At 68.5% G+C, this 24,880-nt stretch carries 25 protein-coding genes; 12 read left to right on the top strand and 13 right to left on the bottom strand.

Annotation, left to right across the window (positions count from 1 at the left end; translation table 11 throughout):
• Window positions 1–124: 124 nt before the first annotated feature.
• The 7 genes from ACIOSY_RS03170 to ACIOSY_RS03140 form a co-directional block, all read right to left on the bottom strand.
• The gene (locus ACIOSY_RS03170; protein WP_400848847.1) at window positions 125–2,281 is read right to left on the bottom strand and encodes a peptidase C14; all 2,157 of its coding nucleotides are present in this window, start codon (window positions 2,279–2,281) and stop codon (window positions 125–127) included.
• A gap of 99 nt (window positions 2,282–2,380) precedes the next feature.
• Window positions 2,381–3,379: a hydroxyacid dehydrogenase gene (locus ACIOSY_RS03165; RefSeq protein WP_400848845.1), complete on the bottom strand. Its 999-nt coding sequence runs from the start codon at window positions 3,377–3,379 to the stop codon at window positions 2,381–2,383.
• On the bottom strand, window positions 3,376–4,437 hold the full coding sequence (locus ACIOSY_RS03160) for a dihydrodipicolinate synthase family protein (protein ID WP_400848842.1): 1,062 nt from the start codon (window positions 4,435–4,437) through the stop codon (window positions 3,376–3,378). The genes ACIOSY_RS03165 and ACIOSY_RS03160 overlap by 4 nt, the downstream gene beginning before the upstream one ends.
• On the bottom strand, window positions 4,437–5,471 hold the full coding sequence (locus ACIOSY_RS03155; RefSeq protein ID WP_400848839.1) for an NAD-dependent epimerase/dehydratase family protein: 1,035 nt from the start codon (window positions 5,469–5,471) through the stop codon (window positions 4,437–4,439). Before ACIOSY_RS03155 ends, ACIOSY_RS03160 begins: the two co-directional genes overlap by 1 nt.
• A gap of 19 nt (window positions 5,472–5,490) precedes the next feature.
• Window positions 5,491–6,402, bottom strand: coding sequence for a carbohydrate ABC transporter permease (locus ACIOSY_RS03150; RefSeq protein WP_400848837.1), 912 nt, complete (start codon window positions 6,400–6,402; stop codon window positions 5,491–5,493).
• A complete protein-coding gene (locus ACIOSY_RS03145) occupies window positions 6,399–7,304 on the bottom strand; it encodes a carbohydrate ABC transporter permease (RefSeq protein ID WP_400848834.1) in 906 nt (301 codons plus the stop codon). The genes ACIOSY_RS03150 and ACIOSY_RS03145 overlap by 4 nt, the downstream gene beginning before the upstream one ends.
• A 69-nt stretch (window positions 7,305–7,373) precedes the next feature.
• Complete coding sequence (locus ACIOSY_RS03140) at window positions 7,374–8,612, bottom strand: ABC transporter substrate-binding protein (protein ID WP_400848831.1); 1,239 nt, start codon at window positions 8,610–8,612, stop codon at window positions 7,374–7,376.
• 190 nt (window positions 8,613–8,802) lie between these two features.
• On the opposite strand from ACIOSY_RS03140, the gene ACIOSY_RS03135 reads away from it, so the two are divergent.
• The 4 genes from ACIOSY_RS03135 to ACIOSY_RS03120 all read left to right on the top strand — a co-directional run bounded on the left by ACIOSY_RS03135 (window position 8,803) and on the right by ACIOSY_RS03120 (window position 13,431).
• Window positions 8,803–9,969: an ROK family protein gene (locus ACIOSY_RS03135; RefSeq protein WP_400848828.1), complete on the top strand. Its 1,167-nt coding sequence runs from the start codon at window positions 8,803–8,805 to the stop codon at window positions 9,967–9,969.
• On the top strand, window positions 9,966–10,970 hold the full coding sequence (locus ACIOSY_RS03130; protein ID WP_400848825.1) for a Gfo/Idh/MocA family protein: 1,005 nt from the start codon (window positions 9,966–9,968) through the stop codon (window positions 10,968–10,970). The genes ACIOSY_RS03135 and ACIOSY_RS03130 overlap by 4 nt, the downstream gene beginning before the upstream one ends.
• Complete coding sequence (locus ACIOSY_RS03125) at window positions 10,967–12,001, top strand: Gfo/Idh/MocA family protein (protein WP_400848822.1); 1,035 nt, start codon at window positions 10,967–10,969, stop codon at window positions 11,999–12,001. The genes ACIOSY_RS03130 and ACIOSY_RS03125 overlap by 4 nt, the downstream gene beginning before the upstream one ends.
• A 428-nt stretch (window positions 12,002–12,429) precedes the next feature.
• Window positions 12,430–13,431 carry a magnesium and cobalt transport protein CorA gene (locus ACIOSY_RS03120; protein ID WP_400848819.1) on the top strand — a complete coding sequence of 334 codons (1,002 nt, stop codon included), beginning with the start codon at window positions 12,430–12,432 and terminating at the stop codon, window positions 13,429–13,431.
• A 7-nt stretch (window positions 13,432–13,438) separates the two neighbouring features.
• On the opposite strand, the gene ACIOSY_RS03115 is transcribed toward ACIOSY_RS03120, so the two are convergent.
• On the bottom strand, window positions 13,439–13,789 hold the full coding sequence (locus ACIOSY_RS03115; RefSeq protein ID WP_400848816.1) for a hypothetical protein: 351 nt from the start codon (window positions 13,787–13,789) through the stop codon (window positions 13,439–13,441).
• Window positions 13,782–14,168, bottom strand: coding sequence for a hypothetical protein (locus ACIOSY_RS03110; RefSeq protein ID WP_400848813.1), 387 nt, complete (start codon window positions 14,166–14,168; stop codon window positions 13,782–13,784). The genes ACIOSY_RS03115 and ACIOSY_RS03110 overlap by 8 nt, the downstream gene beginning before the upstream one ends.
• Between ACIOSY_RS03110 and ACIOSY_RS03105 the strand changes: the two genes are divergently transcribed.
• Entirely contained in the window at window positions 14,158–14,889 is a 732-nt protein-coding gene (locus tag ACIOSY_RS03105; protein ID WP_400848810.1) for an SGNH/GDSL hydrolase family protein, read from the top strand. The two genes, ACIOSY_RS03110 and ACIOSY_RS03105, sit on opposite strands and share 11 nt — an antisense overlap.
• A 10-nt stretch (window positions 14,890–14,899) precedes the next feature.
• On the opposite strand, the gene ACIOSY_RS03100 is transcribed toward ACIOSY_RS03105, so the two are convergent.
• Both ACIOSY_RS03100 and ACIOSY_RS03095 read right to left on the bottom strand, forming a co-directional pair.
• Window positions 14,900–15,424, bottom strand: a complete 525-nt coding sequence (locus ACIOSY_RS03100; protein ID WP_400848807.1) for a hypothetical protein — start codon at window positions 15,422–15,424, stop codon at window positions 14,900–14,902.
• Window positions 15,425–15,464: 40 nt separating this feature from the next.
• Window positions 15,465–16,010: a cytochrome C5 gene (locus ACIOSY_RS03095; RefSeq protein ID WP_400848804.1), complete on the bottom strand. Its 546-nt coding sequence runs from the start codon at window positions 16,008–16,010 to the stop codon at window positions 15,465–15,467.
• Window positions 16,011–16,156: 146 nt separating this feature from the next.
• Here ACIOSY_RS03095 and ACIOSY_RS03090 point away from each other — a divergent pair, with 146 nt between their 5' ends.
• Complete coding sequence (locus ACIOSY_RS03090; RefSeq protein WP_400848802.1) at window positions 16,157–18,322, top strand: alpha-galactosidase; 2,166 nt, start codon at window positions 16,157–16,159, stop codon at window positions 18,320–18,322.
• A 273-nt stretch (window positions 18,323–18,595) separates the two neighbouring features.
• The gene (locus ACIOSY_RS03085; protein ID WP_400848799.1) at window positions 18,596–19,591 is read left to right on the top strand and encodes an NADP-dependent oxidoreductase; all 996 of its coding nucleotides are present in this window, start codon (window positions 18,596–18,598) and stop codon (window positions 19,589–19,591) included.
• A gap of 110 nt (window positions 19,592–19,701) precedes the next feature.
• On the opposite strand, the gene ACIOSY_RS03080 is transcribed toward ACIOSY_RS03085, so the two are convergent.
• Window positions 19,702–20,415: an SDR family oxidoreductase gene (locus tag ACIOSY_RS03080; RefSeq protein WP_400848796.1), complete on the bottom strand. Its 714-nt coding sequence runs from the start codon at window positions 20,413–20,415 to the stop codon at window positions 19,702–19,704.
• Between the two features lie 108 nt (window positions 20,416–20,523).
• On the opposite strand from ACIOSY_RS03080, the gene ACIOSY_RS03075 reads away from it, so the two are divergent.
• The 5 genes from ACIOSY_RS03075 to ACIOSY_RS03055 all read left to right on the top strand — a co-directional run bounded on the left by ACIOSY_RS03075 (window position 20,524) and on the right by ACIOSY_RS03055 (window position 23,544).
• Window positions 20,524–21,120 (top strand): TetR/AcrR family transcriptional regulator, encoded by a 597-nt coding sequence (locus tag ACIOSY_RS03075; RefSeq protein ID WP_400848794.1) that lies wholly within the window; start codon window positions 20,524–20,526, stop codon window positions 21,118–21,120.
• Window positions 21,121–21,283: 163 nt separating this feature from the next.
• Window positions 21,284–21,634 (top strand): PadR family transcriptional regulator, encoded by a 351-nt coding sequence (locus ACIOSY_RS03070; protein ID WP_400848791.1) that lies wholly within the window; start codon window positions 21,284–21,286, stop codon window positions 21,632–21,634.
• Between the two features lies 1 nt (window position 21,635).
• Window positions 21,636–22,007 (top strand): DUF1048 domain-containing protein, encoded by a 372-nt coding sequence (locus ACIOSY_RS03065; RefSeq protein ID WP_400848789.1) that lies wholly within the window; start codon window positions 21,636–21,638, stop codon window positions 22,005–22,007.
• Window positions 22,004–22,780, top strand: a complete 777-nt coding sequence (locus ACIOSY_RS03060) for an ABC transporter ATP-binding protein (RefSeq protein WP_400848786.1) — start codon at window positions 22,004–22,006, stop codon at window positions 22,778–22,780. The genes ACIOSY_RS03065 and ACIOSY_RS03060 overlap by 4 nt, the downstream gene beginning before the upstream one ends.
• The gene (locus ACIOSY_RS03055) at window positions 22,777–23,544 is read left to right on the top strand and encodes an ABC transporter permease (RefSeq protein WP_400848783.1); all 768 of its coding nucleotides are present in this window, start codon (window positions 22,777–22,779) and stop codon (window positions 23,542–23,544) included. The genes ACIOSY_RS03060 and ACIOSY_RS03055 overlap by 4 nt, the downstream gene beginning before the upstream one ends.
• 376 nt (window positions 23,545–23,920) lie before the next feature.
• Here ACIOSY_RS03055 and ACIOSY_RS03050 read toward each other — a convergent pair whose 3' ends face one another.
• A complete protein-coding gene (locus ACIOSY_RS03050; RefSeq protein ID WP_400848780.1) occupies window positions 23,921–24,838 on the bottom strand; it encodes a glycine betaine ABC transporter substrate-binding protein in 918 nt (305 codons plus the stop codon).
• Window positions 24,839–24,880: the final 42 nt, after the last annotated feature.

The raw sequence follows: 24,880 nt of genomic DNA, 5'->3' as shown, positions 1-24,880 counted from the left end.
CCGAGAACTCCTCCCGACACCGTGCCCACCCGCACGCGGCGAAGGAGAACACACGGAGCTGAGGAGCGGATGCCGCATCCGATCCTCAGTAACGCGAGGTCTCCTCCGCACCGTGCGACGCCCCTCAGACCGCGAGGTTCGCGGTGTCGACGACGCGGTCGCCCTCGGCGGGGAAGGCCGTGCGCGTAACGCCCGACTCGACGTTCGCGGTGTGCACCAGCGTCGACGAGGTGCCGAACGCACCGTCGGCGAGCTCCAGCGATCCGCCCTCGAACCGGTTGCCGACCGCGCGGTAGTGGGTGGCGCCGGTCTTGATCGACACGTGCGTCGCCGACCCCTCGCCCCGGAACGTGCTGTCCGACAGCGTGACGTGCAGCTCGCCCGCGCCGGTGCGGGCGATGCCCGTGCCGCCGACCGTCGTGACGTCGGACCCGGCGAACTCCACCGTCTGCTTCTCACCGCGCGCGGCCGCGATGCGGGCATTGCGCAGTGTCGATCCCTCGAACCGCAGCCGCGAAGACGACGACACCATCGGCGCGGCGTCATCGGCCGCGGTCAGCGTCGATCCGCGGAACGTGACTGGCCCCGGCCCGGTGATCTTCAGCCCGCCAACGCCGCTCAGCACCGTGTCGACGACCGTGACCGGGGTGGTCACCGTGGCGCTCGTGAGCTCGCCGCCCGCTGCCACGAAGGTGAAGTGCGACCCCTCGATGAGGTTCGGGCGCGACGAGGCATCCGACTGCTGGGTGATGATGAGCGTGTCGGATGCCGTGCACCCGCGCAGCTGCGCACCGTCGGCGTTGATCCACAGCATGCCGGAGCCGGCGAGCGAGGGCTTGCCGATGACCTGCACGTCTTCGAGGGTGAGGTCGGTGATGCGCACGCGGGCGACGAACCACGAGCACACGTGCTTGCGCACCGTGATGCGCTTGGCCGCCGACCCCCAGGCCGCACCGGAGTTCGCGAACGTCATGAGTCCCGAGTTGCCGGTGTAGGTGAGGTCGTGCTCGTACTGCCCGTGGGTGACGAACGGCCCCTGGTCGTCTCCGTCGCCGTGGCAGTTCTCGACGAGGCAGTACGCGCTCGCGGTGAAGTCGTTGAGGTGGCGCGCGTTGGCCGTGTGGCAGTTGGCGACGTACCCGTAGAGGCAGTAGATCTGCTGCGTGAGGTACCCGGCGCCGCCCCAGGTGACCGATGTCGGGTTCTTGAGGGTGCAGCTGACGGTCGAGTAGTAGGTGTTCCACCGGCGCTGGATGAGCGGCCAGAACGTGCCGGTGCCGTCGATGTGGTCGACGTCGCAGCGCACCGCGTACTCGAAGGCCAGCGGGTGCGAGCCGGTGTACTCGTCGGTGCCGGTGCCGAGGAACTTCAGGTTCGAGACCGTCACGTCCTGCACCGGAACCACCCGGCGCCACGTCATCGTGCGGTCGGCCGCGAGCGGCCAGCCGTTCTTGTAGTTGACACGGATGTGCGTGCCGTCGACGATCTGCGTCACCTGCACGAGCCGCTGCAGTTCGCGCTCCCAGCGACCGGTGAGCGCGTTGACCTCGGCGGCGTACCAGTCGCCCACCGCGAAGAACGACGAGTCGGCCACGGGGAAGATGTCGCCGAGGTCGGGCACGGCTTCGTTCAGGCGCGCCTCGTGCACGGCATCCGTCACTTCACCGCGGAAGAACATGACCGCCGCGAAGGGGTCGTCCTTGCCGGCGTTCTCGATGCCGACGGTCGTCATGAGGTGTCCGCCGAAGTCGAACGCGATGGTCGAGCGCGAGAAGATGTGGCGGCGCACGAAGTTGAGGTCGCTGTGCGCTTCGATGCGGTGGATGCTCGCATCGTTCACCATCGCGTCGAGCGCGTCATCGGCGTTGACCGTCGCGTCCATGATTCCGAACTTCCGGAAGTCGACGACGCCGTCGTGCACCAGTCCCCAGACGCCCTCTTTGCGGGCGGCGATGACGGTGCCGCCGTTGACGGCCGGCGCGTTCTTCTTCACGAACCGGTAGAGGCCGTGGCCCCCGTCACCCGGCGTCGCGTACCCGGTGGTGCGCACCAGGTCGCCCGCCTTGCCCTTGAGCGAGGGCAGGTCGGTTGCGAGGCCGGCGTTGCCGACGTTCTTCGAGCTCGACGAGCTCATCGGAACGGCGGGGCCCGCGGCTTGCGCGGGCGTCTGCACCGCCACTGCGGCCACGCCGCCGAGCGCCGCGGCGCCGAATCCGGCGAGCAGCATGCGCCTGCTGCGCAGCCCGGCCGTCGTGTTGTCTTCGTCGTGCGTGATGGTCATGTCGTGCCTCCTTGCGGCAGCTGTGCCGCGGTCAGGCGTGCGGCCCGATGGCCGGCACGCAGCATCCGGAAATCCCCAGATCCCCCAGAGGTCTTCGTGTCAGGCCATCGACGCCAGGTGTGCGCGATCGATGGCATGTGCGAGCGGTCGGCCCGCGGCGAAGTCGTCGATCTCGTCGGCCACGATGCGCCCCTGTCGCAGGCGGCCTTCGGTGGTGCCGGCCGCGCGATGCGGAGTGAGCAGCACACCGGGCAGTGATCGCAGCGGATGCTCTGCCCCGAACGGCTCTTCATCGAACACGTCGATCGCGGCGCTGAGCCGGCCAGTGCGCACCTCGTCGATCAGGGCGTTCTCGTCGACGAGCCACGAGCGGGCGGTGTTCACCAGCCCCGCACCGTCGGGCATCAGGGCGAGTTCGCGTCGGCCGATCAGATGGTGCGTCTCGGGCAGGGTCGGTGCGTGCACCGCGACGATGCGCGCCCGGGTGAGCGCGTCGTCGAGGGTGACGAGTTCGGCACCCAGGGCGGATGCCGCGGCCCGATCGAGCGTCGGATCGACGAGCAGTGCCCGCGCACCCAGCGCCTGCACGAGTTCGAGGTAGGCCCGTCCGGTGCGGGAGGCGCCGATGACCGCGATCGGCGCGTCGAGGATCTCGTGCTGCGCCCCGACGCCGGCGTCGTACCAGCCTCCGGCGCGCAGCCCGTTGTGCATCTCGGGCACGCGGTGCAGCAGGGCGAGGGTGAACGTCAGCGACACCTCGGCGACGGAGCGGGCCATGCCGGCGCCCGCCTGGGTGACGAGAACGCCGCAGTCGAAGAGCTCCTCGGTGGCGAACGCCTTGACCGAGGCGCCGGTGTGCGCGACCAGGGCGAGCTTCGGCAGACGAGCGAGCACCGCCGCGTCGAAGGGGCCGATGCCCCAGCTCGTGATGACGACGCGCACCTCGTCGGGCGCAGCATCCGCCAGAGCATCCACCCGCACGAACGACCCGCCCAACCGGGCGGCAGCGTCGGCGAGACGAGCCGCGTCGTCGGCCGAGAAGAACTCGGCGAACAGCGCCTCGGGCACCACGGCGACGACGACGGGCAGGGCGCTCATCGCAACCACGACTCCCGGTGCTCGGCGATGAACGCATCATCGTTGAGGTCGGGATACGCGTGCCGCACCCGCTCGATCTCGTCGGCCTGCCCGGGCGAGAGGCCCTCGGCAGGGTCGAGGCACCAGGTGCCCTCGAGCAGACCCTGCTGGCGCAGCATCTCGTGCACGCCCGCGATCACGCCGTGGAAGTCGTTGCCCGGGTCGAACACGGCCTGATTCACGTCGACCATGTCCGAGGCGACGAGACCCAGTTCGCGGTAGGCCGCAGCATCGCCGGCCATCGCCCGCTGCGCGCGGTCGAGCATCGCGACGGCCGCGCGCGTGCCGACCGCCCACTGCCCGAGCAGCCCGCCGACGAACCGCAGCGTGCGGGGGCCCGCGGGCGAATCGACGTGGAACTCCGAGAGCAGGTCGGCGACGATCGCATCGTCGTTGCCGGTGTAGAGCGCGATCTCGTCGGCGCGACCGGATGCCGCAACTCCGCGCACCAGTTCGAGGGTGCGATAGCGGTCGAAGGGGGCGGCCTTGATGGCCACGACGGCCGGGATCGCCGCGAACTCGCGCCAGAAGTCGCGGTCGAGCACGGGCCCGCCGATCGCCGTCTGCAGGTAGAACCCCACCACGGGGAGCACCTCTCCGACGGCGCGGGCGCGGTCGAGCAGCGCCCTCTCATCGGCCCCGGCCACGAGCGGGCTCACGAGCACGGCGTCGTAGCCGAGCGATCGGGCGAGTTCGGCCTCGGCGACCGCCTGCGCGGTGCCACCGGCGACACCCGCGATGCGCACGAGACTCGCATCGCCCCGAGCATCAATCTCCTCCGCGGCGAGCGCGAGCACGGGCTCGAACAGCGCGTGCTCGGGGTCGCGGATCTCGAACTGGGTCGTGTGCACGCCCACGGCGACACCGCCGGCCCCGGCGTCGAGGTAGTAGCGGGTGAGCGCGCGCTGACGACGCTCGTCGAGCGTGCGGTCGGCGGTGAGGGCGAGCGGATGCGCGGGGATCACGGCACCGCGGGCGAGGGTCGCCGCGGCTTCCGGGCGCAGGGTGGGTACCGGCATCAGAACTTCCCGTCCCGCACGGCCCACTTGGTCGGCTTCGCGATCATGGGCAGTCCGGCGGCGATCCAGTCGGCCTGCATGCCGATGAGCGTCTCGGCCGAGACCGAGGGGTAGCCGAACAGGGCCATGCAGCGGCGGGCGTCGCTGAGCAGCGCGGTGGGCTGCGGCTCGTCGACGAGCGTGACCTCGCGGTCGAACAGGGTGCCGAAGCGGCGGGCGATCGACTCGACGCTCAGCAGTTCGGGGCCGGTGAGGTTGATCGAGAACGGTGTCGTCGACGCGTGCGACAGGCTGCGCAGCACGACCTCGTTGGCGTAGCCCTGCCAGATGACGTTGACGTTGGCCGTGGCGACCGACACGGGCTCGCCGGCGTTGACGGCGCTGCCGATGTCGGCGAGCACGCCGTACCGCAGGTCGACCGCGTAGTTGAGGCGGATGATCGCGACCTTCGTGCCGCGCTCCTGCGCACCGAACTCGAACACGCGCTCGCGCCCGAGGCACGACTGCGCGTACTCGCCGATCGGAGCGGGGGCCAGTTCTTCGGATGCTCCGCCCGACGACGCCGGCACGAACGGGTACACGTTGCCGGTGGAGAGCACCGAGATGGCGCTGTCGCGGTAGCGGCGGGCGACGCGGTCGGGGAGCGCCGCGTTGACCTCCCACGCCCACGAGGCGTTGGTCGCGGCACCGAACTTCGCGCCCACCATGAACACGACGTTCGGGGCATCCGGAAGCGACGAGAAGTCGTCGTTCTCGATCAGGTCGAACGAGACGACCTTCACGCCCGCGCTCTCGAGGCGTGCGCGGATCGCGGCGTCGCCGAAGCGCGAGACGGCATAGACCGCGTCGCTCTGCCGGCCGGCGGCGTCCATGCCGCGGCGGGCGAGCATCGCCATCGTCGGGCCCATCTTGCCGCCGGCGCCGAGGATCACGAGGTCGCCGGAACCGCCGGCGAGGTCGTCGATCAGGGCGGCACTGGGCGTCGCCAGTGCCTCCTCGAGTTCTGCTTCGGAGGCGAATGCGTGCTGAGTCATGTGGTGCTTTCCCTTCTTCTCAGCCCTTGATACCCGTGCCGGTGACGCCCTCTTGCACGTAGCGCTGAGCGATCAGGTACGCGAGGAAGATCGGCAGGAGTGCGACGACGGATCCGGCGAGCATGGTGCTCAGCGGAACGTTCTGCTGCTGCAGCGACGAGATGCCGACGGTGAGTGTGAACATCGAGTTCGATTTGGCGATGATGAGCGGCCAGAGGAAGTCGTTCCAGTGCCACAGGAAGACGAAGATGCCGAGGGTGGCGAGGATCGGCTTGCACAGCGGCAGCACGATGCGCAGGAAGATGCGGAACTCGCCCGCACCGTCGATGCGCGCGGCCTCGAACAGCTCGTCGGGCAGACCCTGGATGAACTGGCGCATGAGGAACACGGCCTGCGCGTTCGCGAGCGTCGGCAGGATCAGACCCCAGTAGGTGTCGATGCCGCCGAGGTTCGCCATCAGGATGAACGTGGGGATGAGGGTGACGTGGAACGGCACCATGACCATCGCCAGGAACGACCAGAACATCACCTCCTTGCCACGGAAACGCTTCTTCGCGAAGGCGTATCCGGCGAGCGCCGAGAGGAACAGCACCGCCACGACCGATACGAGCGAGTAGATGAGCGTGTTGCCGAGCCATCCGAGGATGTTCTGGCCGCCGAGCACCTGCTCGTACGCCTCGAACGAGATGTCCTTCCACGGCAGCAGCGAGCCGGGCAGCTCGACCACCAGGCCGGGCTTCAGGCTCAGCACGACCATCGCGTAGAACGGGAAGAAGCTCAGGATGCCGGCGAGACTCAGCCAGATCCAGCGGATGACGATTCCCCCGCGGGTCGGCTCCAGCGCCCGGAACGAGCGGTTTCTCTTCGACGAGCGCTTCTTCGGCGCAGCCGACACCGGAGTCTGCGTGGGCGGCTGGATCAGGGCGGTCATTTCTGCTTTCCGATCACGACGCGCTGGATGAGGGCGACCACGAGGGTCATGATGAACAGGGCCACACCGACCGCGGCCGCGTAGCCGTAGTCGAAGTAGCGGAAGCCCTGGTCGTACAGCAGGTAGACGAGCGAGTAGCTGGCATTCGCCGGCCCGCCCTGTGTCATCACGTAGATGACGTCGAAGACCTGGAAGGCGGCGGTCGTCTCGATCACCGCGAGGAAGAAGAACGTGGGGCGCAGGTACGGCAGGATGATCCACCGGAAGCGCTGCCAGCCGTTCGCCCCATCGACGAGGGCGGCCTCTTCGAGTTCGCGCGGCACATCCTGCAGAGCGGCGATGATGATCATCATCCCGTAGCCGAAGCGCGACCAGACACCGACGACGACGATCGCGGGGATGACCAGGATCGTGCTGCCGAGCCACGAGCCGCCGAGTCCGAGCGGCGCCATCAGCGTCGACCACGGGCCGTTGCTGGAGAAGATCCATACGAAGATCGAGCCGGCGAGCACCAGCGAGGTGATGACCGGGAGGAAGAAGATCGAGCGGAAGAACCGTGCCCCGCGGAACGCGCGACGCACGCCGAGGGCCATGACCGTCGAGAGCACGAGCGAGATCGGCACCGCGAAGAGCGTGTAGATGAGCGTCGTGCCCATCGCCCGCCAGAACAGCGGATCGGCGATCAGACGCTGGAAGTGGTCGAGGCCCCGCCATGCGATCTCACCCGAGATGTCGTAGTCGAAGAAGCTCAGCGCGACGCCGGCGATGCTGGGGCCGAAGCGGAAGGCGATGAAGAGGAGGAAGGCGGGGAGCACGAAGAAGAACGCCACCCGGGCTTCGCGTCGTGCGAGCACGCGCGTCACCCGACCTGCGGGCCGCTTCGCCGTGGTTGCCGTGGTCATCAGTCGAAACCTCACGTGGGGGAGATGGAGGGTGGGGCGCGCGGAGGGTGGCCGCGCGCCCCGGGGTCACTACTTGATCAGGGGTGCGGCAGCGGTCGCCGCATCCTTGAGCGCGTCGGCCGGAGACTTCTGGGCCAGCAGCGCCGCCTGGATCTCGGGCGCGAGCACGCCCATGAGCGCACGCGAGCTCGCGCTCAGCTCACCCACGGTCGTGTCGGGCACGTACTTCTCGACCTCGCCGAGCAGCGGGTCGTCGGCGTACAGCGGCTCGGTGGTGCTGAGCGCCGAGAAGTAGCCGGCGGCCGTCAGGTACGGCTCGACGATGTCGGCGCTCGTGGCGAACTCGGCGAACTTCGCCGCGGCATCCTTCGCCTTCGATCCCTTGAGCACCGAGAGCGAACCGACGGTGCCGTAGGCGACCGACTCCTTATCGGTGAGCGGGGCGAGCACCTTGACGTTCTCCTCGCCCCAGAACGGTGCGACCTCGGTCACGCCGTTGTTCCAGGTGCAGGCGACCTTGCCCTGGGCGATCGCGGTCTGCTCGAGCGGCACGTTGGTGGTGAGCGCCTCGGGGTCGAGGGCACCGGACTCGGCCAGGTCGGTGATGAAGGTCAGTGCCTCTTCGCCGGCCTTGCTGTCGAAGCCGACCTCGCCCTTGTCGTTGTAGACCTCGCCGCCCGCCTGCCACAGCAACGGGTAGAAGGTGAGGTTGAGGGTGTTCTCGGCGGATGCCGGGTAGTTGAGCACGTACATGTCGGCCGCGGTGAACTTCGGCGCGATGTCGACGATGTCTTCCCACGTCTCGGGGTACTCGGTGACGCCGGCGGCCTCGAACGCCGCGGCGTTGCAGATGAGGGGCTGGGCGCTGGTGAGGATGGGGGCACCCAGGATGTCGCCGCCGATCGTGACCGACGTCTTGACGTTCGGGAGCAGGTCGCTCTGGCGCTGCTCGCTGAGCAGGTCGTTGAGCGGTGCGATCGACGACTGGTACGCCGCGAGCTGGTCGGGGATCAGGTAGACGACATCGGGGCCCTTGCCGGCGGCGATCGCCGTCTGCAGGGACTCGTCGCGGTTCGCCCACGGGAAGATCTCGTATTTGACGTTGATCCCCTCGTTCTCCTTCTCGAACTCGGCGATCGTCGAGTCCCAGAAGTCCTTGTGCACCGCCTCGTCGGCGATGACGGGGTAGAGCCAGACGGTGATGTCCTGCTCTCCCTCTGCGGTGTTTTCTCCGCCGGCCGAACATCCGGCCAACAGAGCGATGGCCGCGACGCCCGCGGCGACGCCGGTGAACTTGCTGACGCGCATGGTGCTCCTTTGCTTATACCGTGCTGAGTACGGTTTCATTATGACACTCCTGTGGGATAATTCGTCAAGCACAACTTCCCAGGTGGTTGTTACAACCGTGTTTCTCGCACGAGAACAGCAGATCTTGATTTGAAAATACGGTGTGCTATTTTGATCGCACCCCGCGACGTCGAAGAAGGAAGGACCGCACATGGTCGTGCCAAGCCCGCTGTCGATCGTCGCGCGATCGGCGCTGCACCTGCGAGACGCGGGACCTGCCACCGTGAACGAACTCTCCCGTTCGCTCGAGATCTCCCGCACCTCGGTCGAGAACGCGGTCACCGTGTTGAGCGACTCGGCCCTGATCATCGACGCCCCCGTGCAGAGCGGCAGCGGGGCCGGCCGACCGGCCCGCCAGTACTCCTTCCACGCCGCGGCGGGAACGGTCGTCGGCGTCGACATCGGTGTCGCGAGCGTGCGCGTGATCCTCGCCGACCTCGCCGGGCGCGTCATCGTGCAGCGCAGCTTCCCCGGGGTCGAAGCGCACGCCGACGGCGCCGCCAAACTCTCGGCCGTGATCGATGACGTACGTCAGACGCTCGCCGGAGCATCCCTCCCCTCTTCCAAGGTGCGCGCGATCGGCGTCTCGCTTCCCGGCATCGTCGACGACTCCGGGCGGGTGACACTGTCGGTCGTGATTCCCGAGTGGTCGGGCATCGACATCGGATCGCAGTTGCGCCAGGCGTTCGGATGCCCGGTGGCGGTCGACAACGGCGTGCGGCTGGCCGCGGTCGCCGAGCACCACCTCGGGGTCGCGCAACTCGTCGACGACGTGATCTACCTCTCGGTCGGCAACCGCATCGCGATGGGCCTCATCCTCGGCGGACGGCCGCGTCGCGGCATCCACAACGCCGCCGGCGACATCGGCCGCCTCGCCTTCCGCGGGCTCAACACCGAGACGGGCCAGATCTCGTGGCGCACCGCCGGCACCGCCGCCGAGGTGTTCGCCGCGGCCCGGGCCGGCGACAGCGACGCGCAAGACGAGTTGGATGCCTTCATCGACGAGCTCGCCCACGGCATCGCGACCCTGACGATGACCGTCGACCCGGCCATGATCGTGATCGGCGGCGGCCTCTCGGCGGCGCACGAGCAGCTGCTCGACCCGCTGCGCGCGGCCCTGCCCCGCCACCTCGGACTCCCCTTCCAGGTGCCGCTCGCCGAGGCGCGGCTCGGCGCCGAAGCCGCCGCGCACGGTGCGGTCGTGCACGCGTTCCAACGGCACGCCGCCGACGTCTACGGCATCGAAGACATGCCGGCACCGCCCATCACCCCGCTGCCGCATGAGCCGGCATCCCCCACCCCCGAGGAGAAGCAGTGAGCACGTTGAAGGTCGGACTCATCGGAGCCGGCGGAATCTCCCGCGTGCACGCCGACGCCTGGCGCGCCCTCGGCGCGACCGGGTACGTCACCTCTCTGGCGGGCGCCGAGGAGATCGCCGACGACTACGGCTTCGAGCTCGTCGCCGACGTCGACACCCTCATCGGTCTCGTCGACATCGTCGACATCGTCACGCCCAGCAGCACCCACGCCGACTTCGCGCTGCGCGCCATCGCGGCCGGTCGCGATGTCATCTGCGAGAAGCCGCTGGCGGCGACGTCGGATGCCGCAGCCCAGGTGGCCGAGGCCGCCGCGGCGGCGGGCGTGCGACTCTTCCCCGCGCACGTCGTGCGCTACATGGGCGAGTACCAGAACATCAAGACGGGCATCGACGCCGGACGCATCGGCACCCTCGCGGTGCAGCGCTTCAGCAGGGCCGGCGCCGCCCCGCAGACCCCGTGGTTCTTCTCGGAGAGCACCGGTGGCGGGCTGATCCGCGACCTGATGATCCACGACATCGACCAGGCGATCTGGTTCGCTGGCGCCGTCACCTCGGTGTTCGCGGTGCAGAACCCGCCCACGGTCGACGACCGCGTGCCCGCCCCGGTCACCTCGCACATCGTGCTCACCCACGCGAACGGCGTGATCAGCCACATCCACGGCAGCTGGGTCGCACCGGGCATGCCCTTCCGCACCAGCGTCGAGGTGGCCGGCTCCGAAGGACGCCTGCGCTACGACAGCGCCGAAGACCACACGCTGCGCACGGATGCCGTCGCCGACAGCGCCGGCACCGACTACCTGCCGCCCATGTCGCCGCAGGAGAGCCCCTACTACGCCGAGATCGCCGACTTCGTGGCCGCCCTGCGCGACGGGCGCGACGCGCGGGTCACCCCGGCCGACGGCATCCGCGCTGTCGCCGTCGCCGAGGCGGCGTACGCGTCGATCGCCGCCGGTGCCCCGGTCGCCCTGGATTCCGCACTCGCCGAGGAGGCCACCCGATGACCACCCCGCTCGCCGCCGCCACCCCGCTGCGCATCGCCGTTCTCTCGTTCGCCCACACGCACGCCCTCAGCTACGTGCACGCGCTGTCGGCGATGCCCGGCGTCGAACTGATCGCCACCGACCCCGACGGGGCGTCCGCCCCCGACGACGCGCCTCGCGGTGCAGAACTGGCCGCCGAACTCGGCGTCGCCTACGTCGACACCTACGACGAGGCGTTCGCCTGGAAGCCCGACGCCGTCGTGGTCGCCGCCGAGAACTCGCGCCACCGCGCCCTCGTCGAGCGCGCCGCCGCCGCGGGGGTGCACGTGCTGTGCGAGAAGCCGCTGGCGACGACCGTGGCAGATGCCGAGGCGATGCGCGCGGCCTGCGACGACGCCGGTGTCATCCTGATGGTCGCCTACCCGGTGCGCTTCGCCCCGGCCGTGCGCGACGCGATCGCCGAACTGCGCAGCGGACGCCTCGGCCGGGTGCTGGGCGTCACCGGCATCAACAACGGCAAGCTGCCCCAGGACCGCGCCTGGTTCACCGACCCCGACCTCGCCGGCGGCGGGGCGCTCGTCGACCATGTGGTGCACTGCGCCGACCTGCTCGACGAGCTGCTCGGCGAACGCGCCGTGTCGGTGCGCGCCGTGTCGAACGGCATCCTGCACGCGCAGCGCGAACTCGCCGTCGAGACCGGCGGACTCGTCACCATCCAGTACCCGAGCGGCGTCATCGCCACGATCGACTGCTCGTGGAGCTGGCCGATGAGCTCGGCGACCTGGGGCGGCCTCACCCTGCAGGTCGTCGCCGAACGCGGCACCGTCACCGTCAGCCCCTTCGCGAAGGGCGTCGCCGGACACGATGCGCACGGCGAGACGTGGGACCCGATCGGCGCCGACCTCGACACACTGCTGCTCGAGGAATTCGTGGCCGCCCTGCGCGAAGGGCGCCAGCCTCAACCCGACGCCGGTGTCGGCATCCGCACCGTCGAGATCGCCAAAGCTGCCCAGGCCTCTGCGGCGCGCGGTGGCGAGGTCGTCGCGCTGTAACCCGCGGGGTCCCTGAGTTCGTCGAAGGGCCGCAGTCTTGATGCTGTGCCCGTCATTCGGGAGGAGATCCGCACTGCGGAGGAGGAATCCCCCGAATCCCCCTCCCGAGCGCCGATCTCCTCCCGAATGATGACGGACACTCCCGCCACGCGAAGCGGGTCGAAGCCGCTCAGCTCCGAGGAGTAAGCTGTCCCTTTGGGTCGATCGGCCCGGCACGTGCACGAGAGTCCCGAAAGGCGGTGATGGCGATGTCCGACGATAGTAGCGGCGCCGCCTCGACTGCGTCGCGACTCCCTGCGCTCGCGCGTTGAGCATCCGCTCCGCGTTCGCACGTCCTTCTCCGCAGCCTCAGGCGGCGTCATCCGCACCCTGACGATTCTGCGCACCCGACCCCGGTCGGCGTGCGCCTGCGAGAACGAAGCCCCACCATGGCCCTCATCGACAACGGCGTGTACGTCGAAGGACGACGCGTCGAGACCCCCCAGAACCTCGACGAAACCTACCGCGCGCTGGATACCCACGGCGGCATCGCGTGGATCGGCCTGTACCGGCCGAGTCCGCAGGAGGTGACGTCGGTCGCGCGCGAGTTCGACCTGCATCCGCTCGCCGTCGAAGACGCGCTCTCGGGCCACCAGCGGTCGAAGGTCGAGCGCTACGGCGACACCCTGTTCGCCGTGCTGCGACCGGCTCGGTACCGCGACGAGCAGGAGTCAGTCGAGTTCGGCGAACTGCACCTGTTCATCGGCCCCGACTTCGTCGTGACGATCCGGCATGCCGAGTCGCCCAACCTCGCGGCCGTGCGGCTGCGCATGGAGGCGCACCCCGAGCTGCTCGCGATGGGGCCGGAGGCGGTGCTCTACGCGATCCTCGACGAGGTGGTCGACGAGTACGAGCCGATCGTGGCCGGGCTCGAGAACGACATCGACGAGATCGAGGACCAGCTGTTCGGCGACAGCGACGACGACGCCCTCTCGCGGCGCATCTACGAGCTTTCGCGCGAGGTCATCAACTTCCAGCGGGCGGTGCATCCGCTCACCGGGATGCTGCAGTGGCTGCGCCGTGGATCCGACAAGTACCGCATCGACGAAGAGCTGCAGCGGTCGCTGCGTGACGTGCTCGACCACACGATCCGGGTGAACGAGCGGGTCGATTCGTTCCGGGCGATCCTCGAGAACGCGCTGACCGTGCACTCGGCCCTCGTCGCCCGACGGCAGACCGACACGAGCATCGCGCAGAACGACGAGATCAAGAAGATCTCGTCGTGGGCGGCGATCATCTTCGCCCCGACGCTGGTCGGCACGGTCTACGGCATGAACTTCGATGTGATGCCCGAGCTGCACTGGGCGTTCGGCTACCCGATCGCGCTCGGGGCGATGGCCGCGTTCGCGGTGGGCCTGTTCGGGGTGTTCAAGTACAAGCGGTGGCTCTGAGCGTCGGTCAGCTCACGAGCTTCTCGGCGACGAGAAGCTCGTGGATCGCCCGGCGCACCAGTTGCGCCTCGCGGAGGCCGCTCGACTGCATGAGGCTTCGAAGGGCCTCGTACTCGACCACGGGGATGGCGCCGCGCACGACCGGCGATGCTCCACTCTTGGCCGAGCCGACGGTCGGGCGGCCCCGGCGCATCGCGTCTTCCAACGCACTCTCGGAGCCGTACTCCCGCAGAAGGAGTTCGCGTCCGCGCGCTGCGGCCTCATCTCCCACGAGCGCTTGCGCCGGCTCGGCCGACGGCGCAACGGCGTCGGTCAATCGGGCAGCCAACGCCTCGTAGTCCACGTCTTTCTCAGACATCGGAGTGCTCCTCTCGGTAAGTGCGGAACTTCGGTCCCAACGGCATCGCGTGGAAGATCACGGCTTCGCGGCCAGTGGTGGGATGCTCGTGCACGAGCACTTCGACCTCTCGCTCCGTCTGCGCATGCGGTGGGCCGATGAACAGCATGATCCGTCCGGATTCAGGCCGTTCCTCGAGTTCCGCGGCGTAGGCGGCATGAAGGATCGCATAGATGATGTCACCTCTCGGCACGCCGTGCTTCGCAGCGGATCCCTCCCAACGTGGTGCCATCGAACAAACATAGATAAATTCGGCTTTATTTTCAAGGCCTTTTTGACGGCCTGCTTTTCCACACGGAAATCGGCTGCCCGGCGATAGGGTCGAATCCGTGCCGAACACCGAATCCCCCGCATCCGCCGCTTCCGATCTCCGTCGCCTGGCCGGCGCCCTCGTGGCCGATGAGCCCCTGAACTGGGTCATCACGGGCGACTCGATCACCCACGGTCTGGTCTTCACGCAGGGCGGCCGCAGCTACGCCGAGCATCTGCACGAGATGATCCGCGGCGAGCTCGAGCGCACGCGCGACATCGTCATCAACTCCGCGATCAGCGGGCACCGGCTCGTCGACATCCTCGACGACTGGGAGCGCCGCGTCTCGTCGTGGACCCCCGACGTCGTGACCCTGATGATCGGCACGAACGACATGTCGACGGGTGGGCCGCGCGAGGTGATCTCCCCCGAAGACCACGCCGCCTCGCTGCGCGAGTTCGTGGCGCGGGTGCGCGCACTCGGCGCCGTGCCGGTGCTGCAGACGACGCCGCCGATCGACTCCGTCAATGCCCCCGAGCGGGCACGCGTGGCGGAATTCGCGGATGCCGTGCGCGCGGTCGCCGCGAGCGAAGACGTGATCCTCGTCGATCAGCTGGCCCGCTTCACCGAGCTCGGCGCCGGCGGCATCCCCTGGGGTCTCATGGGCGATCCCTTCCACCCCAATGCCGCCGGCCATGCCGCGCTGGCCGCCAAGCTCGCCGGAGTCCTCGGCATCCGCCCGGCACCCGAGCGTTCGCGCACCCTGCCGTTGCTCGACGCGCAGGTCGCGGCCGCCCGCATCTACAGCTAGCGGGTGGGCGTCAGCGGTTGAGCAGGGCGACGATTCCCCAGACGATGCCGCCCACGATCGCGACGGCCGGAACGGCCCCCACGGCGCCCCAGAGGCCGATGAGGGCGTGCGTGCCCATCCCGGGCTTGAGCCCGAGGTCGATGCCGATCTGCTTGATGCGCGCCCGCTCGCGCTCGGGCGAGTACTCCACGAATCCGCCGTCGGGTCCCGTCCCGGTGATGAGCACGTTGCGGTAGATCACGCGGCCGGATTGGATGCTGGCGCCGAATGACGCCGTGAGGCCTCCGTTCGCAAGCCCGGAACGCCAACGGATGCGCTTCAGGGTGTCGTTGATGCGGAAGCGTCGGCGCTGCTCGTCGACGGTCACCGTGTACCGCATGGTCGCCGAGATGTTGTGGTGCTGCAGGAACAGCCACCACCGGTCGTCGTGCAGATTGAACTCGACGACGAATCCTCGCTCGATGGGCGTCACGACGAAGGGCGTCTGAACGATGGCGGCGCGTACCTGCGCCGCGAACTGCTCGGTGATCGTCACCGTCGGAGCATACCCGCGTTCCCGGCGTGCGCCGGCTCGCTCAGTCGTCGTCGGTGCTGCGGAAGTCGCCACCGGTGATGTCGTCGAGCAGGTCGTCGAGCGAGTCGAACTCGGCAGCCTCGGCGCCGTCCTTGGCGACGACCTCGACGCCGGAGATCTCGAAGTCCTCGTCGAGCTGCACGAGGATGCGCGAGTCGGGGAACTGCCGCGGCGCGACCAGGGCCACCAGCGTGGCATCGGCGAAGACGACGAGCGAGGTGGCTTCGAGGTCGTCGCGCAGGTCGATGCGTTCTCTGACCTCGGACTCGCCGACGGCCTCTTCGATGTCGGTGGCGGTCTCGTCGACGATGGCGCGCCAGCGCGTCTCGTTCACCGAGAGGATCCGCTGCACCCCCTCGATCAGCGGATCGATGTCGAAGTCGGGTTCGTCGTCGTCTTGGATCTCGGGGTCGACGTTCACCATCACGTCGACGCCGGCGGATTCGAGGTGCGCGCGGCCGAACACGATCCCGTCGGCCGCGGCCGGTTCGTCGAGCAGACCACTGGCGGAGATGCGGTCACGGAGCTCTTCGAGTGCAGACGTCATGCGTCTATCCTCGCGGAGAAGGCGTGCCGTGGGCTTCGAATCGCTCACTTTGCTGCATTCCGGGCAGAAATGCAGCCAGGTGAGCGATTCGAAAGTGGGGGGCCGTCGACATTTGCGATCGGCACCGGACATGCCATGATTAATTCATGTCGTCAAGTAACCCCGTTCCGAACACCGTCGTTCAGGAATCCCCGACGCACCTCCGCAACGGCGGGGTCAGCGTCGTCTTCGCCCTCGATGCGTTCGGCGCACCGACGATCGCCCACTGGGGCGCCGCCCTCTCCGACGCCGACATCGCCGGTCTACTCGCCACCGCCACCCCGGCCGTGATGCACAGCTCGCTCGACACCCCCCGCTCCTTCTCGATCGCGGCCGGCCTGGCGCACGGCTGGTCGGGAACCCCGGCGATCGAAGCCACGCTCGCGGATGCCGTCATCGACGGTTTCACTCTCGTCCGGGTGGAACAGACGGGCGAGCAGACGGGCACGCCGGTGCATTTCGTGCTGCAGGATGCTCGCGCCACCGCCGAGGCGACCTTCACGTATCGCCTCGACGAGGCCGGCGTGCTGCACTCCGCCGTCGCGCTCGAGAACATCGCGGCGGAGCATCCGATCGACGTGGCCGCCGTGCGCTCGCTGCTGCCGCTCCCCGCGCGCGCCACCGAGGTCGTCGACTTCACCGGTCGCTGGACGAACGAGAAGGTGCTGCAGCGCGCCGAGATCCACGACGGCACCTGGCTGCGGTCGTCGCGCCGCGGGCGCCCCGGTCACGACTCGTCGTTCGACACCCTCACCGGCACGGCCGGGTTCCGGTTCCGCTCCGGTGAGATCTGGGCCGCGCACCTCGCCTGGTCGGGCGACCAGGAGATGCGGGTCGAGCACCTGCCCGAGGGCGCAGGCGTGCACCGCTCGGTGCTGGGCGGCGGCGAGCTGGTCGGCGTCGGCGAGATCCGCCTGCAGCCGGGCGACACCTACCGCTCACCCGAGCTGGTCTCCACCTGGAGCGACGAGGGCATCGACGGCATCACCGCCCGGTTCCACGCGTCGATCCGCTCCCGCCCTGGCCACCCGCAGACCCCGCGGCCACTGCTGCTCAACACGTGGGAGGCGGTGTACTTCGACCACGACCTCGACACGCTCACGACCCTCGCGACGATCGCCGCCGAGCTGGGCGTCGAGCGCTTCGTGCTCGACGACGGCTGGTTCCGCGGGCGTCGCGACGACCATGCCGGTCTCGGCGACTGGTTCGTCGACGACACCGTGTGGCCCGACGGCCTCGAGCCGCTGTCGCAGCGTGTGCACGACCTCGGACTCGAGTTCGGCCTGTGGTTCGAGCCCGAGATGGTGAACCCCGACTCCGACCTGGCGCGACAGCATCCGGACTGGGTGCTCGGCGAGAACCCGCTGCTCGCCTCGCGGCACCAGTTCGTGCTCGACTTCGCGCGCGACGAGGCCGTCGACTACATCACCGACCGCCTCGACGAGGTGATCGCCCGCGCCCGCGTCGACTTCGTCAAGTGGGACCACAACCGCGACCTGCACGCCTCGCTCGACGCGCAGGGTCGACGTCGCGTGCACGCCCACACGCTCGGCGTCTATCGGGTGCTCGACGAGATCCGCCGACGGCATCCGCGTCTCGAGATCGAATCGTGCGCCTCGGGCGGCGGGCGCACCGACCTCGGCATCCTCGCGCGCACCGACCGCGTCTGGACCTCGGACTGCAACGACCCCATCGAGCGGCAGAGCATTCAGCGCGGCACGCAGACCCTGCTGCCGCCCGAGTTGCTGGGCGCGCACGTCGGACCGACGGTGTCGCACACGACCGGCCGGAACGCGTCGTTCTCGTTCCGGGCCGCCACGGCTCTGTTCGGCCACGCGGGGCTCGAGTGGGACCTGACGAAGGCCTCCACAGACGACCTCGCCAAGATCGCCGCATGGACCGCGCTCTACCGTGAGCTGCGCGGGCTGCTGCACTCCGGCGTGACCGTGCGGGCCGACGAGGTCGACGAGGGCGCGCTGCTGCACGGCATCGTGAGCCACGATCGCCGCGAGGGCGTATTCGCGTGGGTGCGCATCGACACCAGTGCGACCGCCCAGTCGGCACGCGTGCCGATCCCGGGACTCGACCCCGCCGCCACGTACCGCGTGCGGGTGCGCGACGAGATCGGCGCCGCGCACCGACACCAGGTCGCCGACCCGGCCTGGCTCGGGGTCGGCGACCTCGCCGTCACCGGCGCCGTTCTCGCTCAGGGCCTGCCATTGCCGGTACTGAACCCCGGCAACGCGCTGCTCCTGCAGTTCACGGCCGTCTGAGCCGAGGCATCCGCCGCGCCGCACTCTGCCCACCTGCGCACGCACGCTCGGCGCGTCGCACGCTCGGCGCGTCCGGCAACCGCACGACTTCGGAGATCGAACGCCGACACCCCGAATCGGATGCTGCCGCCGCGGGGTGTCGCGTCGAATCTCCGGAGTCGTGCTTCGTCGTGCCTCTTGTTGACAAGTTAATTGAGTGCACTCATAATTGAGTGAACTCGAAAGATGGTGTTGCCGTCGCGTCGGGTTCGACGACCCGCCGAGGAGACGACCATGCGCGCATTCGCGTTCGACAAGTACAAGAAGCCGCTGCACGAAGTGACCGCGTCCGAGCCCGTCCTGGGAGAACGCGACGTGCTCGTGCGCGTCGAAGCGGCCGGCGTCAACCAGTTGGACGAGAAGATCCGCGTGGGCGAGTTCACGGCGATCCTGCCGTACAAGACGCCCCTCGTGCTCGGCCACGACGTCGCCGGCACCGTGCTCCGCATCGGATCGAAGGTCACGGGCTTCGCAGTCGGCGATCCGGTGTTCGCCCGGCCCCGCGACCACCGGATCGGGACCTTCGCCGAACGCATCGCGATCGATCACGCCGACCTCGCCCTCGCGCCCACCACGATCAGCACGGTCGAGGCCGCATCGCTGCCCCTGGTAGCACTGACCGCCTGGCAGGCCCTCGTCGAGAGGGGAAACGTGCAGGCCGGTCAGAAGGTGCTCATCCACGCCGGCGCCGGCGGGGTGGGCACGATCGCGATCCAACTCGCAAAGCATCTCGGCGCGCACGTCGCCACCACAGCGTCCGGAAAGAACGCGGACTTCGTGCGCGAACTCGGGGCAGACGTGGTGATCGACTACCGCACCCAGGACTTCGAGGAAGAGCTCTCAGGCTACGACCTCGTGCTCGACAGCCTCGGCGGCGAGAACCTCGAGAAGTCACTGCGCATTCTGCGGCCCGGCGGAAAAGCGATCGGCTTTTCAGGCCCGCCCGACCCCGCGTTCGCCCGCAGCAAGGGGCTCAACCCCCTTCTTCGCCTCGCGATCACCGCACTCAGCCGAAAGATCCGCGCTCGGGCCGAGAAGCTCGGCGTCAGCTACGAGTTCTTGTTCATGACGGCAAACGGTTCGCAGCTTCGACAGATCGCAGAACTCGTCGACAGCGGAAGCATCCGCCCCGTCGTGGGCGCGACGTTCCCCTTCGACCAGACACCGGAAGCCCTGGCGGCGCTCGCCCGGGGCGGCGTGCGCGGCAAAGTCGTCATCACTGGCGCCTGACCCGAGGTCTAAGTTCGCCCCGGTGGCCGCGAGGTTCCTCGCGAACTGACCGACTCCGTGACACAGAGGGGGCGCCACCGGGTCGGTGGCGCCCCCTCTCAGCAGAATGCTCAGGCCTCGACGGCGAGCTGCGGGTACACGACCTCGAGCGGCGCCGACAGACCGGCCTTGGCCTGCACCGAGGTCTGGTCGGCGAGAACCTCGTAGCCCCCGGCCTCGAGCGTGTCGAAGATCTGCCTGACGAGATCGGCGGGGTCGAGCTTGGGGCTGGTGGCCTGGGCCGCCATCGCCGTGTCGACGTAGCCGACGTGCACGCCGACGACCTGCACGCCGGCGGGCTGCAGTTCGAGGCGCAGCGAGTTGGTCGCCGACCACAGGGCGGCCTTCGTGGCGGAGTAGATGCCGGCCACGGCGTACCACGACAGGGCGGAATGGATGTCGATGATCGCGGTCCCACCCTCGTGAGCGGCGAGCACGGGCGCGAATGCCCGGGCGAGGAAGAGCGGCCCGAGGAAGTTGGTCTCGACGTTGTGGCGGATCTCGTCGTCGGTGTGGGTGAGGATGCCGGGTGTCGGCGTCGATGCGCCGGCGTTGTTGATGAGCACGGTGGTGTCGGATGCTGCCGCGACGACGGCCGCGATGGAGGCGGGATCCGTGACGTCGAGCACCAGGGGCACGACGCGCTCGTCGGACCAGTCGCGCGGCTGGCGGGCCGTGGCGTAGACCTTGGCGGCTCCGCGCGCGAGCGCCTCGTTGACGAGGTGCGTGCCGATGCCTCCGTTCGCTCCGGTGACGAGGACGACGGCGTGGGTGAGCGAGGTCATGGGGTCTTCTTTCGGTCGTGGAACAATGAGTTCTGGCGATCGCGCAGCGCGTGATAGCAACTACACTCATAACTGAGTCCAGTCACTAACTATTCCGAGAGGGAGCGAATGCCTGACGCCCGACCCCTCGGAAGACGCGAGCGCAACAAGCAGGAGAAGCTCGACCGCATCGTCGCGGCCGCGAGCGAACTGTTCGCCGAGCACGGCGTCGACGAGGTCACCACGCAGCAGATCGCAGACGCGGCCGACATCGGCACCGGCACCCTGTTCCTCTACGCCAAGACCAAGGGTGAGCTGCTGCTGCTGGTGCAGAACGCGCACTACGCCGACGCGCTCGTCGAGGGCCGCGCTGCCGCCGAAGCCGCACACAGCACCCTCGATGCCGTGATGGGTCTGACGACCCCCGTCATCGAGTGCAACCGTCGCCAGGTCGAGAACGGTCGTGTGTACCTGCGAGAGATGGCCTTCGGAGACCCGACCGAGCCGCACCACGCAGAAGCCCTGACGATCGTCGGGCAGACCGAGCAGGCACTCGCCGATACCCTCACGCGTCTCGCCCCGATCGACGAGGCCGAAGCATCCGTCCTGGCGCACGTCGTCTCGGCGATCCTCTTCGTGACCATGGCCTCCAGCGGCCCCGGGGTCAGCATCGCCGACATCGTCGCGAGCGTGCGCACCCAGGCCGCCGCGATCCTGCCGCGCTGACCGCGCGCCGACCCGCCGCAGCCGAAGCACCCGCCACTCCCGATCTCGCGTCGGGAGTGGCGGGTGCTTCGGTATTCGGTGTTGCTAAGTACCGGTACCTAGTGTTACTTTGTACCGGTACCCAGCATCACTGAGTACCGAGCAACGACAGGAAGGAGCATCCATGGGCAAGCAGATGACCGAGATGCTCAAAGGCACTCTGGAGGGCATCGTTCTCGCCCTCCTCGCCGAGCAGCCGGCCTACGGATACGACATCACCGCACGCCTGCGCGAGCACGGCTTCACCGACACCGCCGAGGGCACGGTCTACGCCCTGCTGGTGCGCATCGAGCAGCGCGGACTCGTCGATGTCGAGAAGGTGCCGAGCGAGAAGGGGCCGCCCCGCAAGGTCTACACCCTCAACGCGCAGGGCACGCAGGAGCTGGCGGAGTTCTGGAAGACCTGGAACACCCTCGCCCAGCGCATCGAACAGCTGAACACGAACAACACGAACAACACGAACGAGGAGAACTGACATGACCGCGAAATGGATCGAAGCGCTCACCGGATCGCTCGAGCAGAAGAAGCAGTACAAGCAGGCGAAGGCCCGGCTCGACGCCCTGCCCGAGCCCTACCGCGCGACGGCCGAGGCCTTCCACCGGTACTTCATGTACTACGGCGGCATCACCGAGGGAGACACCCTCGTGCAGATGATCGCCGACTACGCCGACCTGTGGGAGCGCGCCGCGATCGACGGCACCCCGATCAGCGCGATCGTCGGCGACGACCCTGTGGAGTTCGCCGAGAACTTCGCCCGGTCGTACAGCGGAAAGCAGTGGATCGACAAGGAGCGGGCGCGCCTGGTGAAGGCCGTCGACGAAGCACTCGACAAGGAGAAGGAGTCATGACCGCAGCCATCAGCGTCACCGGCATCGAGAAGTCCTACAAGGACCTCGCCGTGCTGAAGGGCGTCGACTTCGAGGTCGAAGCGGGCAGCATCTTCGCCCTGCTCGGCTCGAACGGCGCCGGCAAGACCACCATGATCCGCATCCTCTCGACACTGCTGACGGCGGATGCCGGGGCGGCGACCGTGCACGGATTCGACGTCGCGAGCGAACCGCTGCACGTGCGCGAGGCGATCAGCCTCACCGGCCAGTTCGCGGCCGTCGACGAGATCCTCACCGGACGCGAGAACCTCGTGCTGGTCGCGAAACTGCGGCACCTCCCCGACACCGGGCGGATCGCCGACGATCTGCTGGCACGATTCCGACTGACGGATGCCGGTGCCCGCAAGGTCGGCACATACTCCGGCGGCATGCGCCGCCGACTCGACATCGCGATGAGTCTGGTCGGACACCCCTCGGTGATCTACCTCGACGAGCCGACAACGGGCCTCGACCCGGAGGGCCGCATCGAGGTGTGGCAGGTCGTGAAGCAGCTCGCGAACACCGGCACCACCGTGCTGCTCACCACCCAGTACCTCGACGAGGCCGAACAGCTCGCCGACCGCATCGCGATCCTGCATGAGGGACGCATCATCGCCAATGGCACCATGACCGAGCTGAAGGCACTGCTGCCCCCGGCGAAGGTCGAGTACGTCGAGAAGCAGCCGACGCTGGAGGAGATCTTCCTCACGCTCGTCGGCCCTTCTTCGAACGCGCCGAAGGGAGACGCAGCATGAGCACGCACTTCGTCGCCGACACGGCGACCCTCACCGGCCGCTCGATGCGCCACATCTTCCGCAGCGCCGACACGATCATCACCACCGCGATCACTCCGATCGCCCTGATGCTCATGTTCGTCTACGTCTTCGGCGGAGCCCTGCAGCAGAGCACCGGACAGGAGAACTACGTCAACTACCTGCTCCCCGGCATCCTGCTCATCGCGATCGCCTCGGGCATCGCCTACACGGCCTTCCGACTGTTCACCGACCTGCAGAGCGGCATCTTCGAGCGCTTCCACTCCATGCCGATCGCCCGATCGAGCGTGCTGTGGGCGCATGTGCTCACCTCGCTCGTCGCGAACGGCATCACGCTGGCGATCATCTTCGGCGTCGGGTTCCTGATGGGGTTCCGCACCGGAGCGACCGTCGGTGCGTGGCTCGCCGTGATCGGCATCCTGCTGCTGTTCACCCTGGCCCTCACCTGGCTGGCGATCATCGCCGGACTCAGCGCCAAGACGGTCGACGGGGCGAGTGCGTTCTCGTATCCGCTGATCTTCCTGCCGTTCATCAGCTCGGCCTTCGTGCCCACCGACACGATGCCGGGGCCCGTGCGCTGGTTCGCCGAGAACCAGCCGGTCACGTCGATCGTCGACACGATCCAGGCGCTGTTCGCCGGTACGCCGGTGGGCTCGCAGATCTGGGTCGCCCTCGCCTGGTGCGTCGGCATCCTGGTGGCGGCCTACGTCTTCGCGATGCTCGCCTACCGCAAGAAGGTGCGCTGAGCCTGGGCCGGCAGTCGTACCCAACTCAGGAACAATCGATCGAAACCGCCCCGGAACGGCCGTCCGGGGCGGTTTCGTGTGCGGTCTTCCTGAATTGGGTACGCGTCACCGCCGAGACCGGGGCATAACTCCTCAGATACCCACCGCATCCGGCCCGATTCGGCCCGCTCGCCCCGTCGTCTCGTTGCCGACCGGTTCCTGAGCGAGCGCAGCGAGACGAAGGGCCCGGCGCACGCAGTAGCTGTGAAGTCCTCACGAACGTGCGGCTCGCACTCGCCCTAGGCGGAGAAAACACCGATGGGCGGAGGATTCGAGAAGAATCCTCCGCCCATCGGCGAGAAGTCCGCCCCACACGGAGGCGAACAAACGGGTCAGATCAGCTGACGACCCAGTCGAACTGGTCGCCGTACTCTTCGAGCCAGGCGTCGACCGCGTCGGCTTCCTTGCCCTCGCCGTACTCGTTGACCACGAGGTCTTCGAGCGAACCGTACTGCTCGTCGTCGAGCTTGATCTTCTCGATCAGCTCAGCGGCCTCGGGGAACTCCTCGGCGAAGCCCTTCGTGCCCAGGAAGTGCAGGGCCTCGGCCTCGCCCATCGCGCCCATCGGGTCTTCGAGGTCCTTCAGCGGGAAGGCGTCGTTCGCCCAGAACGGACGCCACAGCGTCACGATGATGTCCTCGTTGGCGTCGGTCGCCGACTTCAGCTCGGTGAGCATCGCGGCGGTCGACGAGGTGACGAGCTGGTACTCGCCGTCGATGCCGTACTCGGGCATCATCTTCTGCGTCTGGGCGGTGAGGCCCGCGCCCGGCTCGATGCCGTAGATCTTGCCGTCGTACTGCGCGCCCTTGCCGGCGAGGTCTGCGATCGAGTTCAGTTCGGAGTACTCCGGCACTGCGATCGTGAGCTTGGCGTTCTCGTAGTAGGCGCCGAGGTCTTCGATGTCGTCGCCGTACTCGTCCATGTAGGACTTGTGGGTGAGCTCGGGCCACGCCGAGGGGTAGATGTCGACGTCGCCCTGAGCGAGGCCGGTGTAGAGCGGGCCCGCCTCGGTGAGGGTCTTCATCTCGACCGTGTAGCCGATCTTCTCGAGCTGGTCCTGCAGCAGGTAGGCGGTGCTCAGGCCGTCGGTCCACGAGGGCAGGAAGCCCAGCGTGATCGTGCCCTTGTCGCCCGATCCGGCGTCGCCGCCGTCGGAGCCGCTTCCGGTGCCGCCCATGCCGTCGCCGCTGCAACCGGCGAGCGCGAGGGATGCTGCGGCGCCGATCGCCGCGATGGTCAACAACTTCTTCTTCATGTGTATCTCTCTCGTTCCGTATATGTGCTGTGTGGATGGGTG

The organism is Microbacterium sp. NPDC087665, assembly GCF_044743285.1.
In the GTDB taxonomy this organism is placed as follows: domain Bacteria; phylum Actinomycetota; class Actinomycetes; order Actinomycetales; family Microbacteriaceae; genus Microbacterium.
The sequence above is the reverse complement of the archived record's forward strand: the minus strand, read 5'-3'. Positions and strand labels throughout refer to the sequence as shown.

Coding starts and splice junctions, on each gene's coding strand:
- ACIOSY_RS03170 (WP_400848847.1), bottom strand. CDS start 2,281: ATGACCATCACGCACGACGAAGACAACACGACGGCCGGGCTGCGCAGC.
- ACIOSY_RS03165 (WP_400848845.1), bottom strand. CDS start 3,379: ATGAGCGCCCTGCCCGTCGTCGTCGCCGTGGTGCCCGAGGCGCTGTTC.
- ACIOSY_RS03160 (WP_400848842.1), bottom strand. CDS start 4,437: ATGCCGGTACCCACCCTGCGCCCGGAAGCCGCGGCGACCCTCGCCCGC.
- ACIOSY_RS03155 (WP_400848839.1), bottom strand. CDS start 5,471: ATGACTCAGCACGCATTCGCCTCCGAAGCAGAACTCGAGGAGGCACTG.
- ACIOSY_RS03150 (WP_400848837.1), bottom strand. CDS start 6,402: ATGACCGCCCTGATCCAGCCGCCCACGCAGACTCCGGTGTCGGCTGCG.
- ACIOSY_RS03145 (WP_400848834.1), bottom strand. CDS start 7,304: ATGACCACGGCAACCACGGCGAAGCGGCCCGCAGGTCGGGTGACGCGC.
- ACIOSY_RS03140 (WP_400848831.1), bottom strand. CDS start 8,612: ATGCGCGTCAGCAAGTTCACCGGCGTCGCCGCGGGCGTCGCGGCCATC.
- ACIOSY_RS03135 (WP_400848828.1), top strand. CDS start 8,803: ATGGTCGTGCCAAGCCCGCTGTCGATCGTCGCGCGATCGGCGCTGCAC.
- ACIOSY_RS03125 (WP_400848822.1), top strand. CDS start 10,967: ATGACCACCCCGCTCGCCGCCGCCACCCCGCTGCGCATCGCCGTTCTC.
- ACIOSY_RS03120 (WP_400848819.1), top strand. CDS start 12,430: ATGGCCCTCATCGACAACGGCGTGTACGTCGAAGGACGACGCGTCGAG.
- ACIOSY_RS03115 (WP_400848816.1), bottom strand. CDS start 13,789: ATGTCTGAGAAAGACGTGGACTACGAGGCGTTGGCTGCCCGATTGACC.
- ACIOSY_RS03095 (WP_400848804.1), bottom strand. CDS start 16,010: ATGACGTCTGCACTCGAAGAGCTCCGTGACCGCATCTCCGCCAGTGGT.
- ACIOSY_RS03090 (WP_400848802.1), top strand. CDS start 16,157: ATGTCGTCAAGTAACCCCGTTCCGAACACCGTCGTTCAGGAATCCCCG.
- ACIOSY_RS03085 (WP_400848799.1), top strand. CDS start 18,596: ATGCGCGCATTCGCGTTCGACAAGTACAAGAAGCCGCTGCACGAAGTG.
- ACIOSY_RS03080 (WP_400848796.1), bottom strand. CDS start 20,415: ATGACCTCGCTCACCCACGCCGTCGTCCTCGTCACCGGAGCGAACGGA.
- ACIOSY_RS03075 (WP_400848794.1), top strand. CDS start 20,524: ATGCCTGACGCCCGACCCCTCGGAAGACGCGAGCGCAACAAGCAGGAG.
- ACIOSY_RS03070 (WP_400848791.1), top strand. CDS start 21,284: ATGGGCAAGCAGATGACCGAGATGCTCAAAGGCACTCTGGAGGGCATC.
- ACIOSY_RS03065 (WP_400848789.1), top strand. CDS start 21,636: ATGACCGCGAAATGGATCGAAGCGCTCACCGGATCGCTCGAGCAGAAG.
- ACIOSY_RS03060 (WP_400848786.1), top strand. CDS start 22,004: ATGACCGCAGCCATCAGCGTCACCGGCATCGAGAAGTCCTACAAGGAC.
- ACIOSY_RS03055 (WP_400848783.1), top strand. CDS start 22,777: ATGAGCACGCACTTCGTCGCCGACACGGCGACCCTCACCGGCCGCTCG.
- ACIOSY_RS03050 (WP_400848780.1), bottom strand. CDS start 24,838: ATGAAGAAGAAGTTGTTGACCATCGCGGCGATCGGCGCCGCAGCATCC.